This window comes from Brachybacterium muris, from assembly GCF_016907455.1.
Taxonomy (GTDB): Bacteria; Actinomycetota; Actinomycetes; order Actinomycetales; family Dermabacteraceae; genus Brachybacterium; species Brachybacterium muris.
In genome coordinates this window covers 951,172-966,739 of sequence record NZ_JAFBCB010000001.1, presented here as the reverse complement: position 1 = coordinate 966,739, position 15,568 = coordinate 951,172, and the positions used below count along the sequence as shown (strand labels likewise).

10 protein-coding genes are annotated in these 15,568 nt (G+C 72.9%); 6 read left to right on the top strand and 4 right to left on the bottom strand.

Annotation, left to right across the window (positions count from 1 at the left end; genetic code table 11):
• Positions 1 to 13: 13 nt before the first annotated feature.
• On the bottom strand, positions 14 to 3,286 hold the full coding sequence (locus JOD52_RS04450; protein ID WP_017822673.1) for an ATP-dependent DNA helicase: 3,273 nt from the start codon (positions 3,284 to 3,286) through the stop codon (positions 14 to 16).
• Positions 3,283 to 6,492 carry a PD-(D/E)XK nuclease family protein gene (locus tag JOD52_RS04445; protein WP_239551789.1) on the bottom strand — a complete coding sequence of 1,070 codons (3,210 nt, stop codon included), beginning with the start codon at positions 6,490 to 6,492 and terminating at the stop codon, positions 3,283 to 3,285. The genes JOD52_RS04450 and JOD52_RS04445 overlap by 4 nt, the downstream gene beginning before the upstream one ends.
• 114 nt (positions 6,493 to 6,606) lie before the next feature.
• Between JOD52_RS04445 and JOD52_RS04440 the strand changes: the two genes are divergently transcribed.
• From JOD52_RS04440 to JOD52_RS04425, 4 genes are all read left to right on the top strand, one after another.
• Entirely contained in the window at positions 6,607 to 7,260 is a 654-nt protein-coding gene (locus JOD52_RS04440; protein WP_017822675.1) for a TetR/AcrR family transcriptional regulator, read from the top strand.
• Between the two features lie 10 nt (positions 7,261 to 7,270).
• Positions 7,271 to 7,501, top strand: coding sequence for a DUF3107 domain-containing protein (locus JOD52_RS04435; RefSeq protein WP_017822676.1), 231 nt, complete (start codon positions 7,271 to 7,273; stop codon positions 7,499 to 7,501).
• A 20-nt stretch (positions 7,502 to 7,521) separates the two neighbouring features.
• Positions 7,522 to 9,177 (top strand): metallophosphoesterase family protein, encoded by a 1,656-nt coding sequence (locus JOD52_RS04430; protein ID WP_017822677.1) that lies wholly within the window; start codon positions 7,522 to 7,524, stop codon positions 9,175 to 9,177.
• A 95-nt stretch (positions 9,178 to 9,272) separates the two neighbouring features.
• Positions 9,273 to 11,063 carry a DEAD/DEAH box helicase gene (locus tag JOD52_RS04425; RefSeq protein ID WP_017822678.1) on the top strand — a complete coding sequence of 597 codons (1,791 nt, stop codon included), beginning with the start codon at positions 9,273 to 9,275 and terminating at the stop codon, positions 11,061 to 11,063.
• Between the two features lie 76 nt (positions 11,064 to 11,139).
• Here JOD52_RS04425 and JOD52_RS04420 read toward each other — a convergent pair whose 3' ends face one another.
• Both JOD52_RS04420 and JOD52_RS04415 read right to left on the bottom strand, forming a co-directional pair.
• Positions 11,140 to 11,769 carry a MarC family protein gene (locus JOD52_RS04420; RefSeq protein ID WP_017822679.1) on the bottom strand — a complete coding sequence of 210 codons (630 nt, stop codon included), beginning with the start codon at positions 11,767 to 11,769 and terminating at the stop codon, positions 11,140 to 11,142.
• The gene (locus JOD52_RS04415; RefSeq protein ID WP_017822680.1) at positions 11,766 to 12,632 is read right to left on the bottom strand and encodes a PHP domain-containing protein; all 867 of its coding nucleotides are present in this window, start codon (positions 12,630 to 12,632) and stop codon (positions 11,766 to 11,768) included. Before JOD52_RS04415 ends, JOD52_RS04420 begins: the two co-directional genes overlap by 4 nt.
• 37 nt (positions 12,633 to 12,669) lie before the next feature.
• Here JOD52_RS04415 and JOD52_RS04410 point away from each other — a divergent pair, with 37 nt between their 5' ends.
• Together JOD52_RS04410 and JOD52_RS04405 are read left to right on the top strand one after the other, a co-directional pair.
• Positions 12,670 to 14,256, top strand: coding sequence for an aminopeptidase P family protein (locus JOD52_RS04410; RefSeq protein ID WP_017822681.1), 1,587 nt, complete (start codon positions 12,670 to 12,672; stop codon positions 14,254 to 14,256).
• Complete coding sequence (locus JOD52_RS04405) at positions 14,253 to 15,566, top strand: magnesium transporter MgtE N-terminal domain-containing protein (RefSeq protein ID WP_017822682.1); 1,314 nt, start codon at positions 14,253 to 14,255, stop codon at positions 15,564 to 15,566. Before JOD52_RS04410 ends, JOD52_RS04405 begins: the two co-directional genes overlap by 4 nt.
• Positions 15,567 to 15,568 lie beyond the last annotated feature (2 nt).

Below are 15,568 nucleotides of genomic sequence, written 5' to 3'. Positions count from 1 at the left end.
CCCCGGACCCTGCTCAGCTGCCTGTGAGCATCCGGGCGATCGCCTGCGCCGAGGGGTGACGGCGCACCTCATGGGTGGTGCCGTCGGCCACGAAGTGGAAGGCGGTGCGGATCCGCCCCAACGGCATGCCGGTGCGCTCGTGCCAGGCCAGCCGGTACAGCGACAGCTGCAGGGCCATGTCCCGCAGCCGCGCGGGCGCCGGGGTGCGGCCCGTCTTCCAGTCCACGATGATCACGCCGTGGTCCTCGTCGCCGGGGACACTGCCCTCGGGGTCGGCGAACACGGCGTCGATGATGCCGCGCACAGCGATGCCACCGACCCGCGTGAGCACCGGCTGCTCCACCGCGATCGGGGTCCGCTGCGCCCACGGCGAGGCGGCGAAGGCCTCCCGCAGCGCCGCCGCGTCCTCGAGCGCGGGGTCGCTGTCGATCCCACCGTCCTGGTCGGCGGAGAGCTCGGCGAGGTCCTCGAGGTCCAGCAGGGCGGCACCGTCGTAGCGGCTCTCCAGCCACGCATGGAAGGCGGTGCCGCGTCGCGCCGCGGCCGAGGGGCGGCGCGGCAGTGGCCGCAGCAGGTCCTGTGCGGCGGCGACCGGGTCCTGCGCCTGCCGCACCACCTGGGAGGCGGACAGTCGCGGTGGAGCGTGCACCGCGGGGCGTGAGCGCTGCTCCTCAAGGTCCGCGAGGGTGCGTCGTACGAGCTCGGCGAGAGCAGGATCGCGCACTTGCTCCCCCGTCTCCCCCCGCTCGGCGGCGCGCAGCAGCATCTCGGCGCGGTCCCGCTGCTGCTCGGCCGGTCCGGGTGCGGGTGGCCAGGAGACCTGTTCGAGCACCGAGTCCAGGGGGTTCTCCTCGGGTACCTCCTGTCGCTGCCGGAACTGCTCCGGCACCAGGGGCGTCACCTCGGCGAGGTAGCGGGAGCGGGGTCGGGCCGTGGCCAGGCCCATGCGCCAGGCGGCACTGCTGAGCAGCAGCCTGCGCCGAGCCCGGGTGACGGCCACGTACATCAGGCGGCGGTCCTCGCGCAGTGACTCCTCCCCCTGGTCGAAGTGGAACTGCTCGATCAGCCCCTCGGCGTCCACCTGGGTGTCGGCCTGGGCCCAGGCCAGTTCCGGGAGGGTGTCGGCATCGCCCCGCAGGGCGGTGGGCACCGATGCGGAGGCGGTCGGGCCCAGCCATCCGCTGGCGGCCACCCGTACCCTGCCCTCCTCGTCGGTGCGGGCGCGGCGCAGGTCGTAGGAGGGGACGGTGCCCTCGGTGAGGCCGGCGACGGCCACCAGGTCCCATTCCAGGCCCTTGGCGGAGTGCATGGTCACCACGGTCACGGCGTCGGGGTCGCGGGTGTGCTCCGGCGCAGCGGTGACCGCCAGGCCGGCTTCCTCGTCCTCGCTGATCTCCAGCAGGTCCAGGTAGGCGGCCAGGCCCGCCGTACGGGCGGTGCGCTCGAAGGAGGTGGCGTGGTCCCGCAGGGCCTCGAGGTCTGCCAGGCCCCGCCCCTGATCGCCCTGTTCCAGGAGCGCGAGATCCACCTCGAGGGCGTGCACGGCGGCGGTGATCAGATCGGGCAGGGGCAGCGGAAGCAGGCGCCGGATACGGCGCAGCAGCTGCTGGAGGCGCAGCAGGCGCTCGCGGCCCACGGGGCTGAGCCCGCGCCCCTCGGGGTCGGTCCAGTCCTCGGGAGGGAGGTCGTCCACGGCGTCCACGAGGGACACCTGCTCGGCCTCGTCCTCGCCGGTGCGACGGCCGGGAGCAAGGCGGTCGCGCCACCGGCCCAGCACGGCGATGTCGCGGGCACCCAGCCGGAACCTCGGGCCGGTGAGCAGGCGCATCAGGGCGTCCCCGCGGGAGGGGTCGTGGGCACATTGCAGGAGTGCGCGCACATCGGCGACCGCGGGACGGTGCAGCAGGCCGCCCAGGCCCACCACCTCGACCGTGAGGCCGGCCTGTTCGAGGCCCTCGACCAGGGCGGGGATCTGGCGGCGGGCCCGCACCAGGACCGCGGCCGTGGGGGTCTGGTCCTCGGGGGCCTCGCCGCGTCGACGCAGGATCCACTCGGCCACGGCACGGGCCTCGGTGCGCTCATCGGAGGCCTCGCAGATCTCCACAGCGCCCTCCCCTGCCCCGGGCCGTGCCTCGAGCTGGGGGATGGTGATGCCCTCCCCTGCCTCCCGCAGGGGCGCGGCAAGCCGGTTGGCGACCTCGAGGACCGCCTGGTCGTTGCGCCATGAGGTGGACAGGCTGCGCTGGGCGACGGGGACCTGCTCGGTGGCGAAGGCCTCGGCGAAGCCGGCCAGGGACGCGGCGGAGGCCCCGCGCCACCCGTAGATGGCCTGCTGGGGGTCACCCACCGCGCAGGCGGCGTGGCCGGGACCGAACAGGTCGGTGAGCATGCGCAGCTGGGCCACGGAGGTGTCCTGGAACTCGTCCAGCAGCACCACGCGGTGCAGGCGGCGCGCGAGCCGGCCGGCGGCGGGGACCTCGCGGGCGATGCGGGCGGCCAGGGAGACCTGGTCGGCGAAGTCCAGCGCCCCCTGCTCCCGCCTCAGAGCGGCGAAGTGCTCCAGCAGTGGGATCAGCGCCAGGCGCACCTCGATCGCTTCCAGCACCCCGGCGACCTTCTTGGGTGTGGTGCGGCGGCGGCCCTCGACCTGCAGGGGGATCTGGGAGAGGTGGTCGTGGATCTGCTGGAGGTGCTCCCGCAGCTGCGCCGGGGTGACGAGGTGGTCGGCAAGGGAGGAGGTCAGGGAGATGAGGGCCGCGGTGAGGGTGGCCGGGGATGCCTCGACGTCCAGGGTGTCGTCCCAGCCCTCGACGATGCTGTGGGCGAGCTGCCAGGAGGCGGAGGTGGACATCATGGTGAGCTCGGGGTCCACGCCGACGGCGAGCGCGTGCTCGCGCACCAGGTCCAGGGCGAAGCCGTTGTAGGTATGGACCACGGGGCGCTGGCCCACCAGGTCATCGCCCCCACGCTCGAGGCCCGCAGGGAGCGGCAGCCCCTCGGCGCGCAGCGCCTCGGCGAGGGTCCCCAGGCGCGCGGAGATCCGGGCGGACAGCTCGTGCGCGGCCTTGCGGGTGAAGGTCAGACCCAGCACCTGGCGGGGCTGCACGTGCCCGTTGGCGATCAGCCACACCACGCGCGAGGCCATGGTCTCGGTCTTGCCGGAGCCGGCACCGGCGACCACCAGCATCGGCGCCAGGGGCGCCTCGATGACGGCCGCCTGCTCGGCGGTGGGCGGGGGCTGCTCCAGCATGGCGGCGAGCCGCTGCGCGGAGAGGACAGGGGTCACAGCTGGGCTCCTTCCGGTTGCAGGGCGCACGCCGAGCGGACCGCGCACCGGGTGCAGTGCGCATTGCGGCGGGCGGTGACGCGGGGGCCGGACACCTCGGCGGCGACCGTGCGCACCACGGTGTCGAACCAGGCCGGGTCCTCGGCGTGGGTGAGGGCCTGCTGGGTGCGCACAGCGGCCTTGTGACCCCCGGTGCCGACGTGGACCAGTTGGGCCCCGGCCAGTCGCTGCGGGGCATCAGGGCCGATCTGCTCGGTGAGCGCGCCCTCCCGCACGGCGGCCTGGTAGGCGGCGAGCTGGAGGTCCTGCTCGGTGGCCTTCGCGGTCTTCGCGACCCGACCGGTCTTGAGGTCCACCACCCGTATAGTGCCCTGGTCCCCCTCGATGCGGTCCACCGTCCCTCGCAGCCGCACGGGGCCGAGCTCCACCTCGAAGGGGGCCTCGACGGCGAGCGGTGGCGGGGAGCCGGCGAGATGGTCGGCCAGCAGCTGGGCGGCGTCCTCGGCACGCTGCAGGCGCCGTCGCCCGGACCAGGTGTCGGCCCCGGGCATGCCGCGCAGCAGGGTGTGCAGCTGGGCCAGAAGGTCCGGTCCGCCCTGCGGATGGTCCTGGGCCAGGCGGTGCAGGGCGGTGCCGATGCTCTGGGCGGGGCCCGATCCCCGAGTCCCGCCGGAGCGCTCCATCAGCCACGACTGGGGGCAGTCGTGAGCGCGTTCGAGGGCGGAGGGCGAGAGCCCGATCGGGGCGCCCTCCTGCTGGAGGGGGGCGGTGGAGGAGGGATGCTGGTGGTACCAGTCCTCGGGCCTGGCCCCGGGGGCTCCTTCCCGGGCCAGGGCGGCCAGGGCCAGTGCGGCGTCCTCGCTGCTGCTGTCCTCGCCCTCGCGCAGGTCCCTCCGCAGGGAGGCGACCAGGCGGCGCGCATCGGGGGCTGGTCCGGGGTCGCTGCGCAGGGCTGCGGTGTCCAGCCAGTCGCCGTCGGCCAGTGCCTCGAGCGCCTCGAAAAGGGCCGAGGGGGCCGCGTCGTCGTCCTCGACTGCGGTGACCAGGACCCGGCTGCGGGCCCGTGCGAGGGCGCTCACGGCCAGCCGCAGCTCATCGGCGATGACCTGCTCGCGCTGGACGGCCCGCAGGGACTCCGGGTCGCGGGGCAGCTGGAACCCGGCGCGCCCTCCGGCGATCAGGGACAGCTCGGCGGCACCCAGGAGGGTGGAGCGCAGGCGCAGGTCGGGCCATACCCCTTCCTGCAGCCGGGCCAGCACCACCACGTCCCTGTGCTCACCGGCGATCTGGGCGGGGGTGAGGACGTCGACGCTGCCGCGGGCGACGGCGGCGGGGGCGAGGGTGTCCTCGACGACGGCCTGGGCGCGCACCTGCTCGATCAGCTCGAGCGCCCCGGCGCCGGGGCGACGGTCGGCCAGGCGCTCGGCGGCGGCGAAGAGGTCCATCAGGGTGTCCAGTCGGCTCCCCGCGAGGCGGGCCCGGGCCCCGTCGGCCCCGTGCCGGACTCCGAGGGCGGCCGCACGCCATCCCCCGGCCAGGCCCGAGGCCTCCCATGCTGCCCACAGCGCCTCGGCGGCCGTCCCGTGGCGGTGCGTGCGGGCCGCGGCGATCATGTCCCGGATGCGGTGCACGGGAGCGGCGGTGCGCCCCTGCGCCTCGGGGGCGGGCAGGCCGGGCACGTCCGCGTCCAGCAGGGCCCTGGCCAGGAGCTCCTGGCTGCTGATGCCCTGCTGGTCCTCGGGGACGGCGCGCAGCAGCTGGCGGCGGATCCGACGCAGCCGCATCGCATCGGCATCGCCGAAGGGGCCGTGCAGCAGGGCTGCCGCGAGGACAGGGTCCAGCTGCTCGAGGCCGGTGACGCCGATCTCGACGATGGTGAGCAGGTCCTGGACCACGGGCTCCTCCCGCAGCGGCCGGGGCCTGCGCGGGGCACGGACGGGCAGGCCGGTGCGGGTGAGGAGGTCCGCCACCTCCTCGACGGCCGCGCCGGAGCGGCACACCACGGCCATCTGGTCGTAGGGGATGCGGGCCCGGTGGTGAAGGTCCCGCAGGGCGGAGGCGATGAGGTGGGCCTCCTGGGTGCGGCTCGAGGCCCGCAGCGCGTGCATCCCTCCCTCGGCGGCGTCCGCGGAGCGGGCCGGTGGCCGGCGCCTGGTCGCTGCGGGGGCGCCGGCCAGGGGGAGCCTGCCCCGCAGGGCGTCGACCGCGCGACCGAGCCGGGGGTCGATGCCGTGGGCCCCGGTGAGGACCACCTCCTCCACGGGCCCGGACAGCTGCTCTCGGAGCCGGGCGGCGGCATCGGGCAGGGCACCGCGGAAGGTGTCCACGGCGGCGTCGGGGCAGCTGACGGCCAGGACCGCAGCCCCCGCGGCGGCGAGGGCCGCCACCATGGCGACGCCGGCGGCGGTGAGGTCCTGAGCGTCGTCCACCACGACCGCCCGCCCCGGGGGTGGCACCTCCCCGGTGGCCACCAGGGCGGCGGCGCGGCGCACCAGGGCGCCGGAGTCCAACCGGGGGCCGGCATCCAGGGCGGCGACCGACTCGAGGTCAAGCACCCCGAGGTAGTCCCGCATCACGGCGGCGGCGTCGCGCCAGGCAGGACGGTCGTGCTCGATGCCGAGACGCTCGAGGCCCGCGGGCCCCAGTCCCAGCTCGGCGGCGCGGGTGAGGAGGTCCCGCAGCTCGGTGCGGAAGCCGGGGAGCGTGCGGGCGGCGGGCTCCACCTCGAGGTGCCAGTGCGTGCGGTCGGCGATGAGGTCGGCCAGCAGGAGGTCCTGCTCGGCGCCGGTGACCAGGGTGGGTTCGCCGCGGCCCGCGGCGAGGGCATGGGAGCGCAGGATCGCGTACCCCAGTGCCGGCGGGGTCATCACCCGCACACCCGGGGCTCCGTGGACGGCCAGTGCGTCCCGTAGGCGGGCCGCGGCGGTGCGGCGGGGGGCGATCAGCAGCACGTCGCGATCGGCGTGCGGGGCACCCGCAGCAGCCAGGGACGCTGCGGTCAGGGCGAGGGCTGTGCGACCGCCGGCGGTGCCGCCATGGGCGATCACGTGGGCACCGGCGGTGAGGGCTTCCAGTGCGCGAGTCTGGTCGGCATCGAGCCGGGAGCGGTCCAGCACTGCTGGGACCGCCTCCGGGTCGGGGCCCAGGAGGGTCGGTGGACGACCCCCCGTACCATCGGGACCGCCGTGACCGCGAATGCTCTGCATGACCCCATTGCACCTCACGGTCCTGACGATCGGACGCGGGTACAGTGGCCGCCCACTACTCAGGTGCCGTGCATCACACGCATGGCTCGACACGCGGACTCGGAGGTCACTGCCATGTCACCCACGGCACGGATGCCGCGCGACCAGCGTCGCACCCAGCTTCTGGAGACGGCGATCCCCCTGTTCACCGAGAACGGCTTCCACGCCACGTCGATGGACGACATCGCCTCGGCGGCCGGGGTCACCAAACCTGTGCTTTACCAGCACTTCACCTCCAAGGAGGAGCTGTACGACGAGGTCGTGCAGATCACCGGTCAGCGCTTGATCGAGGGCGTGCAGGGCCTCGCCGCCTTCGATGGCGCCACGATGGAGCGGGTGCGGGAGGGGATGCGCGGCTTCTACCAGTTGGTCACCGCTCAAGCCGCCCTCCGCCTCTTCACGGGGCACGAGCACGTCTCCGACGAGGTGAGCGCACGGGTGACCGCGGTGCTGGACGAGACGGCGGTGCGGCTGGCCTCGGTGCTGCTCGCGGCCCGTCACATGACCGACGCCCAGGCGCGCGTGATCGGACGCGCGATGATCTCGCTGACCCAGAGCACCGCATCGATGATGCACACCGCTCCGGAGCAGGAGCACGAGCAGATCCTGGACACCGCCGCGATGCTCGCGGTGCGCGGGTTGACCGCTTTCGAGCCCCTGACCGACCCGTCCGTGGCAGGTACGGTCTCCCCCTCGGACGGCGCGTCATCGGTCAGCGCCGACGGCTAGACTCCGGCCCATGGAGATTCGCATCGGCATCCAGCATTCCCCCCGCGAGATCGTGATCGAGACGGACGACGCCGAGCAGGACCACGCCGCCCTGCTCGAGACCCTCACCACCGCGGTGGCCGAGGGCACCCCCGTCACGCTGCGTGACGTGAAGGGCCGCAGCGTGCTGATCCCCGGGGCGAAGGTGGCCTACGCGGAGATCTCCACCGAGGAGCCCCGCCGGGTCGGCTTCCTGGGCTGACCCTCCCGCACCTCTCCCCTGTGCCCAGCGACACCCTCGAGGATCCCGTCGACGATGCGCCCACACGGCGGCGTCGACGGCTGCGCCGTGCCCGGATCGCCCACGTCACCGCCACCACGGTGGTAGCCGTCCTGGGGGCGATCCTGGGGGTGCTGCTGGTGCCGGCGACCACGGTGGACGTCGGCCCGCTGAAGGCGACGGTGCATCTGCGGCCGTCGCTGCAGTCCGAGACGGTGATCCTGCTGCCCCCGGTGGGTGAGGTGTCCTTCGACACCCACCTCGCGCCGGTCCGGGTGGAGGCGCGGGTGCAGGGCGTGGACATCGCGCAGGCGGAGACGCTGCTGTACTCCGCTGATGCCCGCGCCGAGCTCACCCGCACGGTGCCGGAGGACCTCACCGGCGCGGCCGCGCTGAACGCGGCGCTCAACGCCCTGTTCGCGGCGGTCGGTGCCGGTCTCGCGGTGGGCCTGACCTTCCGCCGGGTGCGTCGCTCCCTGCTGGCCGCCGGCAGCACGGCCGGGGTGGTGGCGGCCTCGGTGGGCGTGGTGTCCCTGACCTTCCGCCCGGAGGCGCTGTACCAGCCTCGGTTCGACGGGCTGCTGTCCCAGGCCGCCTACGTGGCCGATATCGGGCAGGGCACGCTGGCGGACTACACCGGCTATCGCGACACGCTCGCGGAGTTCGTGGGGCAGGTCTCGGCGCTGTACATCGCTGCGGACTCGCTGAGCCCGGGCCTCGGCTCCGGGGACGTCATCACCGTGCTGCACGTCTCGGACATCCACGACAACCCGCAGGCCTTCGACGTGATCGAGCAGCTGGATGCCCAGTTCGAGATCGACGCGGTGATCGACACCGGTGACATCGTCTCCTGGGGCACCCCGTTCGAGCACGAGATCCTGGGCGCCATCGGGCAGCTGGACCTGCCGTACGTGTACATCACCGGCAACCATGACAGTGCCGTGACCGCAGCGACGGTCGCCGCTCAGCCCAACGGCATCGTGCTGGAGAACGAGATCGTGGAGGTCGCGGGCCTGCGGATCGCCGGCGTGGGCGATCCCCGCTTCGCGGCCGACGACGACTCCGACGCCGGCGGCTGGCGCGAGGGCGACGCAGCGGTGCAGGCCTCCGTGTTCCAGCTGGGCGAGACCATCACCGCCCACGATGCGGAAAACCCCGAGGCCACCGTGGACCTGGCCCTGGTCCACGATCCCACCCAGCCGGAGGGCCTGGAGGGCCGGGTGCCGCTGGTGCTCTCGGGCCATATGCACTCCTCCTCGGTGGAGCTGGACCGCGACGGCTCGGGCACGGACTGGATGGTGGTGGGCTCCACCGGCGGCGCCCTCGGCTCCGGTGGGGTGCGGCCCGTGCTGGACGGCGGGGAACCGCTGGACCTCACCGCCCGCCTGCTGTACTTCGACGCCGAGACCAAGCGCCTGGTCGCCTACGACGACATCGTGATGGGCGGGCTGGGCCTGGTGTCGATCTCGATCCAGCGCGACCAGATGCCCACGGAGCCCCCGGCACTCGAGGTGCCCGTGGACGCCGAGACACCGCCCACCCCGACACCCACCGATCTGGAGATCGAACCCGGCGAGGGCCTGCCGGACGAGGAGCGCGTCACCCCGACTGATCCGTCGGTCCCCCTGCCCGAGGGCAGCGACGGCGGCGTGGGCTGACACACCTCCACGTCGTCGTTCCCGGGGGTTCCCCCGGGTGGGGACCCGCCGCGGGCTACCATGGCAGGGCATATCCATGACAAGAGAGTTGAACGGTGCCTGATACCACCCCGCACACCGATGAGGCCGTGTCGGCCTCCCCCGCCGTCGAGCAGAGCTCCGGCACCCCGACGGACCCGATCCCCGAGCAGACGTTCGCGGACTTCGACGTCCGCCCCGACATCATCGAGGCCCTGTCCTCCAAGGGGATCATCCATCCCTTCCCGATCCAGTCGATGACCCTGCCGGTCGCCCTGCGCGGTCGCGACATCATCGGCCAGGCCAAGACCGGTACCGGCAAGACCCTGGGCTTCGGCATCCCGCTGCTGCAGTCGGTGGTGGCGCCCGGTGAGGACGACCCCAAGGGCCGACAGACCGGCAAGCCTCAGGCCCTCGTGGTGCTGCCCACCCGCGAGCTCGCGGTGCAGGTGGCCGAGGACCTCCAGGACGCCTCCGCGAAGCGCCCGGTGCGGATCCTCACCGTGTACGGCGGTCGCGCCTACGAGCCGCAGATCGAGGCCCTCACCCGGGGCGTCGAGGTGGTGGTGGGCACTCCCGGCCGCCTGATCGACCTGATGCGCCAGAAGTACCTGGACCTCTCCGAGGTGCGGGTCGCGGTGCTGGACGAGGCCGACGAGATGCTGGACCTGGGCTTCCTCGAGGACATCGAGAAGCTGCTGAGCGCTGTGCCCACGCAGCGCCAGACCATGCTGTTCTCGGCGACCATGCCGGGGCCGATCCTGGCCCTGGCCCGCCGCTTCATGGTCCAGCCCACCCATATCCGGGCCCATGACCCGGGTGATCTGTCCCGCACCAAGGCGGACATCAAGCAGGTCGTGTACCGCGCCCATCAGCTCGACAAGATCGAGGTGATGGCCCGGGTGCTGCAGGCCCGTGGCCGCGGTCTGACGATCGTGTTCATGCGCACCAAGCGGCAGGCCGACAAGGTCGCCGAGGATCTCGCCTCGCGCGGTTTCGCAGCGGCCCCACTGCACGGCGACCTGGGTCAGGGCGCCCGTGAGCAGGCCCTGCGGGCCTTCCGCAACGGCAAGATCGACGTGCTGGTGGCCACGGATGTCGCGGCTCGCGGCATCGACGTGGACGACGTCACCCACGTGATCAACTGGAACTGCCCGGACGACGACAAGACGTACCTGCACCGCACCGGCCGCACCGGCCGCGCGGGCAAGAAGGGCACCGCGATCACCTTCGTGGACTGGGAGGACCTGGCTCGCTGGGCCCTCATCGCCCGCCAGCTGGGACTGGAGTCCACCGAGGCCGTGGAGACCTACTCCACCTCGGAGCACCTGTTCAGCGATCTCGACATCCCCGAGGGCGTCAAGGGCACCCTGCCGAAGGCCGAGCGCACCCGCGCGGGCCTGGGCGCGGAGAAGCTCGAGGACCTGGGCGGCCGCGAGCCGGCCCGTGCCGGCCGTGAGGATCGTGGAGGCCGCGGCGAGCGCGGTGGCCGTGGACGCGGTGACCGCGACGAGCGCGGTGGCCGTGGGCGCGGGCGTGACGACCGCCGCGGCCGTGACGAGGACCGCAGCGGTGACGACGAGGTGCTCTCGGAGACCACCGTCAATCCCACCGAGCGTCCCCGTCGCAAGCGTTCGCGGTCGCGCACCCGCCGGGTGAACGGCGAGGTCGTGGCCACCGAGACCACGGGCCCCGAGTCCGGCTCCGGCCAGGCCGCGGGCACCGAGCAGCACGGCACCGAGCAGCGCAGCGCAGAGGGCTCGGCCGAGGGCAGCGGTCGTCCGCGTCGTCGTCGCTCGCGTGGCGGCCGTGGCCGTGGGCGCGGTGGCAACGGCGGCGAGCAGGCAGCCCCCGCCCAGGAGTCCTGACCTCCGCACCGCACGCATCAGAGCACCGGGATCCTCGATCATCGAGGGTTCCGGTGCTCTCGTGTGAGCCGGGGACTCAGCCGGGGATCATGCCCCAGTCCACCAGGAACGAGCGGACCGCGTCGAACACCATCTGGGTGGAGATCGCGGCCAGCAGCACCCCGGAGATGCGGGTGACCAGGGTGACGCCACCCTGACCGAGCACCCGGGCCACCAGGTCCGCGAAGCGCATGGTCAGGTACATGGCCAGGGTCAGCAGCGCCATCGCGATGACCAGGGCGGCGATGCGCGGCCCCTGGCCGCTGGCGTCCTCCACGAACAGCATCATCGCCACGATCGCGCCGGGCCCGCCCAGCAGCGGGGTGCCCAGCGGCACCAGCGCGACGTTGACGCCTTCGCTGGCGGCCATCTCGCCCTCCTTGCCGGCCAGCAGCTGCAGGGCGATGATCAGCAGCAGCAGTCCGCCGGAGAACTGCAGGGCGGGCAGCGAGATGTGCATGTAGTCCAGGATGAAGCGCCCGAACAGTGCGAACACCCCGATGATCAGCACCGCCACGCCCACCGCCACGGCAGCGGCCCGTGATCGCTGCTTGGCGGTCATGGTGCTGGTCAGCGACAGGAAGATGGGGACGATGCCCGGGGGGTCGATGATGACGAAGAGGGTGACGAAGACTCCCGTGAGGAAGCTCAGATCGACCAGGTTCACGTGCGGATGACCTCTGTGGCGCTCGTGGCGCGACTCGTGATCGCGTCCAGGACATCCGGCTGCGTGAGGTTCTCTCCGAGCCGGTTGGGCTTGCCCGCGCCATGGTAGTCGCTGCCACCGGTGATCAGGAGATCGTGCGTGCGGGCGAAGTCGCGCAGGCGCCCCCTCGCCTCCTCGGAGTGCTCCCGGTGGTCCACCTCCACGCCCGCCAGGCCTGCCTCGGCCATGGATTCCAGCAGCTCCATTGGCAGGGTGCCGTCGCGGGTCGCGGAACCGGGGTGGGCCAGGATCGGGACCCCGCCGGCGTCGAGGATCGCCCGCACCGCGACCGCGGGCGCGGGGGCGTAGTAGCGGGCGTAGTAGGGGCCCGAGGGGTGCAGGATCCGCTGGAATGCCTCGGCCCGGTCGCCGACCACCCCGGCGGCCACGAGGGCATCGGCGATATGGGGTCTTCCCACGGTGGTGGTCTCCCCCGCCACCTGTGCTTTCACATCGTCCCAGGTGATCGGGTGGTCGGCGGAGATGGCCTGCACTATGCGCTCGGCCCGTGTGACCCGCGAGTCGCGGGCCCGCTCGAGCTCACGCGCGAGGTCCGTGCCGGTGCAGGGATCCACCAGCAGTGCGAGCACGTGGACGCTGAGCCGGTCGTGCTCGGCGGAGACCTCGATGCCCGGGACCGCCGCCACCCCTGTGGCCTCCACCGCGGCGGGCAGCTCGGCCCACCCGGCGACGGTGTCGTGGTCGGTGAGCGCCAGGGTGGTCAGTCCGGCCTGGCGCGCGGAGGCCCACAGCTGCGCCACCGACTCGGTGCCGTCGGACCACGTGGTGTGCGCGTGCAGGTCGACGCGGGGGTGAGCGGACATACGGCCAGCGTAATGCGCCGCGTGAGAGTATCGAGGGGTGAGCACCGAGAACCTGAACGAGAACCCGAACGAGCAGCAGACCCGCGACCAGCACGCCGGCCCGGACAGCGCCGGGGAGCACCAGGGCCCGAGCCCCGAGGAGCTGGCCTCCCGAGGTGATTCCCGCTCCCAGCGGCCCGACAACGAGGCGTTCCGTCGCTTCATCGCCTCCGGCTGGGACGAGACCGTGCCCGATGCGGAGCGCCGCGAGGCGGCGGACTTCACCCCGGCCCGCCGTGACGCGCTGGTGCAGCGGATCCCCGGCACCCGCCTGGTGCTGCCGGCCGGTGTGCTGAAGGTGCGCTCCAACGACACCGACTACCCGTTCCGTCCCGACACCGCCTTCGCCTACTACGCGGGCCTGGGCACCGATGAGGAGCCCGACAGCGTCCTGGTGGTGGAACCCTCGGCGGAGGACCCCTCCGTCGCCGAGGCCACGTACTTCTTCCGGCCCCGCGCCGGTTTCGACTCCGCCGAGTTCTTCTCGGACTCCCGCTACGGCGAGATGTGGGTGGGGCGCCGCCCCACCGTGAAGGAGGCGTCCCAGCGGCTCGGCATCGAGGTGCGCCACATCGACGAGCTGCGCGACCACCTCGCCAAGGACGTGGGCGCCAGCCTGTCGCTGTCGGTGATGCCGCAGGTGGATACCGCGGTGGAGGAGATGGTGCTGGAGATCCGTGAGCAGAACGGCCTGCCCGGCGGTGACGAGGCCACCTCCGAGTTCGACGTGCTGGCCGAGGCGGCCAGCGAGCAGCGCCTGGTGAAGGACGACTACGAGGTGGCCCAGATGCGCGCCGCGGTCGACGCCACCATCCGCGGCTTCGAGGACGTGGTGCGCCACCTGCCCGAGGCCGTGGGCCACCATCGCGGCGAGCGCGTGATCGAGGGCGTGTTCGCGCGCACTGCCCGCGCCGACGGCAACGGGGTGGGCTACGACACCATCGCCGCCGCCGGTGACCATGCCTGCACGCTGCACTGGATCCGCAACGACGGCGCGGTCAAGGGCGACGAGCTGGTGCTGATCGACGCCGGCGTGGAGGTCGACTCGCTGTACACGGCCGACGTCACCCGCACGCTGCCGGTCTCCGGCACCTTCTCCCCCACCCAGCGGAAGGTGTACGACGCCGTGCTGGAGGCGGCCGACGCTGTGTTCGCGGTGGCCCGCCCGGGGCTGCGCTTCCGCGACCTGCACGCCACCGCGATGGAAGTGGTGGCCCGTCACCTGGAGGAGTGGGGCCTGCTGCCCGGCACCGCCCAGGAGTCGCTGGTTCCCGAGGGGCAGTGGCACCGCCGCTGGATGGTGCACGGCACCAGCCACCACCTGGGCATGGACGTGCACGACTGCGCGAAGGCGCGGCGCGAGATGTATCTCGATGCCGAACTGGTCCCGGGCATGGTGTTCACCATCGAGCCCGGTCTGTACTTCAAGGAGAACGACCTGCTGGTCCCGGAGGAGCTGCGCGGCATCGGTGTGCGCATCGAGGACGACGTCCTGGTGACCGAGGACGGCGTGGAGAACCTCTCGATCGCCCTGCCCCGTCGGGCCGAGGAGATCGAGGCCTGGATGGCTACGCTGAAGCCATGAGCTCCAACCCGCACCAGCGCTTCTACGCCGCCCGTCTCGCCGGCACCACCGTCTTCGATCCCCTCGGGGACGCGGTGGCGAAGATCCGCGACGTGGTGGTGGTCCCCCAGCCGCGCACCTCGGCCCGCGCGGTGGGCTTCGTGGTGGAGGTGGGCGGCAAGCGCCGGGTGTTCCTGCCGATCACCCGGGTCACCTCCATCAATCCCGGCCAGGTGATCTCCACGGGCCTGCTGAACGTGCGCCGCTTCGAGAAGCGGGCCGGGGAGCTGCTGGTGATCGGGGATCTGCTGGACCGCGTGGTGACCCTTAACGATGGCTCCGGTGAGGCCACGGTGGAGGACATCGCCCTGGACCGCAACCGGCAGCGCGAGTGGGAGCTGTCCCGCCTGCACGTGCGCCGGCTACGCAAGGGTGGCTCGCTGAGCCGCCTGATGTCCCGCGGGGAGACCCTCACCGTGGGGGTGTCCGAGGTGACCGGGCTGTACGGCACGCAGGCGGAGCAGTCCGCCGCGCTGCTGGCGGCCTCCTACCAGGACCTCAATCCCGCGGACCTCGCGGAGATCATGCAGGAGCTGGACGCCAAGCGGCGCATCGAGCTGGCCGGGGAGCTGGCCGACGAGCGACTCGCGGACGTGCTGGAGGAGCTGCCCGAGGACACCCGGGTGGAGATGATCACCGGGCTGGAGGCCAAGCGCGCCGCGGACGTGCTGGACGAGATGGACCCCGATGATGCCGCGGACCTGATGCAGGAGCTGCCGGATGCGGTGGCCGAGAGCCTGCTGGACCTGATGGAGCCGGAGGAGGCGGAGGACGTCCGTCGTCTGCTCGCCTACGACGTGTACACCGCCGGCGGCATGATGACCACGGAGCCGCTGATCGTGGCCCCGGAGACCTCGGTGGCGCACTGCCTGGCGATGATCAGCCGCGAGGAGGTGCATGCGGCACTGGCCTCCACGGTGCACGTGTGCCGTGCACCGCTGGAGACCCCGACGGGGCGCCTGCTGGGCATCGTCCACTTCCAGCTGCTGCTGCGTGAGCGGCCCGACCGCTCGGTGGGCGAGATCCTGGACCAGGACAAGGTGGTGCTCTCGCCCAGCAGCCCCCTGTCCCAGGTGACCCGTGAGATGGCCACCTACAACCTGGTGTCGATCCCGGTGGTGGACGAGGACGGCCACCTACTGGGCGCGGTCACGGTGGACGACGTGCTGGACCACGTGCTGCCCGATGACTGGCGCGAGCAGGACGAAGCCCCCGTCACCACCGGCCAGATCGACCTGTCCGAGATCGCCCGCGGCACAGAGAGGACGTGACC

Coding starts and splice junctions, on each gene's coding strand:
- JOD52_RS04445 (WP_239551789.1), bottom strand. CDS start 6,492: ATGCAGAGCATTCGCGGTCACGGCGGTCCCGATGGTACGGGGGGTCGT.
- JOD52_RS04440 (WP_017822675.1), top strand. CDS start 6,607: ATGTCACCCACGGCACGGATGCCGCGCGACCAGCGTCGCACCCAGCTT.
- JOD52_RS04435 (WP_017822676.1), top strand. CDS start 7,271: ATGGAGATTCGCATCGGCATCCAGCATTCCCCCCGCGAGATCGTGATC.
- JOD52_RS04415 (WP_017822680.1), bottom strand. CDS start 12,632: ATGTCCGCTCACCCCCGCGTCGACCTGCACGCGCACACCACGTGGTCC.
- JOD52_RS04405 (WP_017822682.1), top strand. CDS start 14,253: ATGAGCTCCAACCCGCACCAGCGCTTCTACGCCGCCCGTCTCGCCGGC.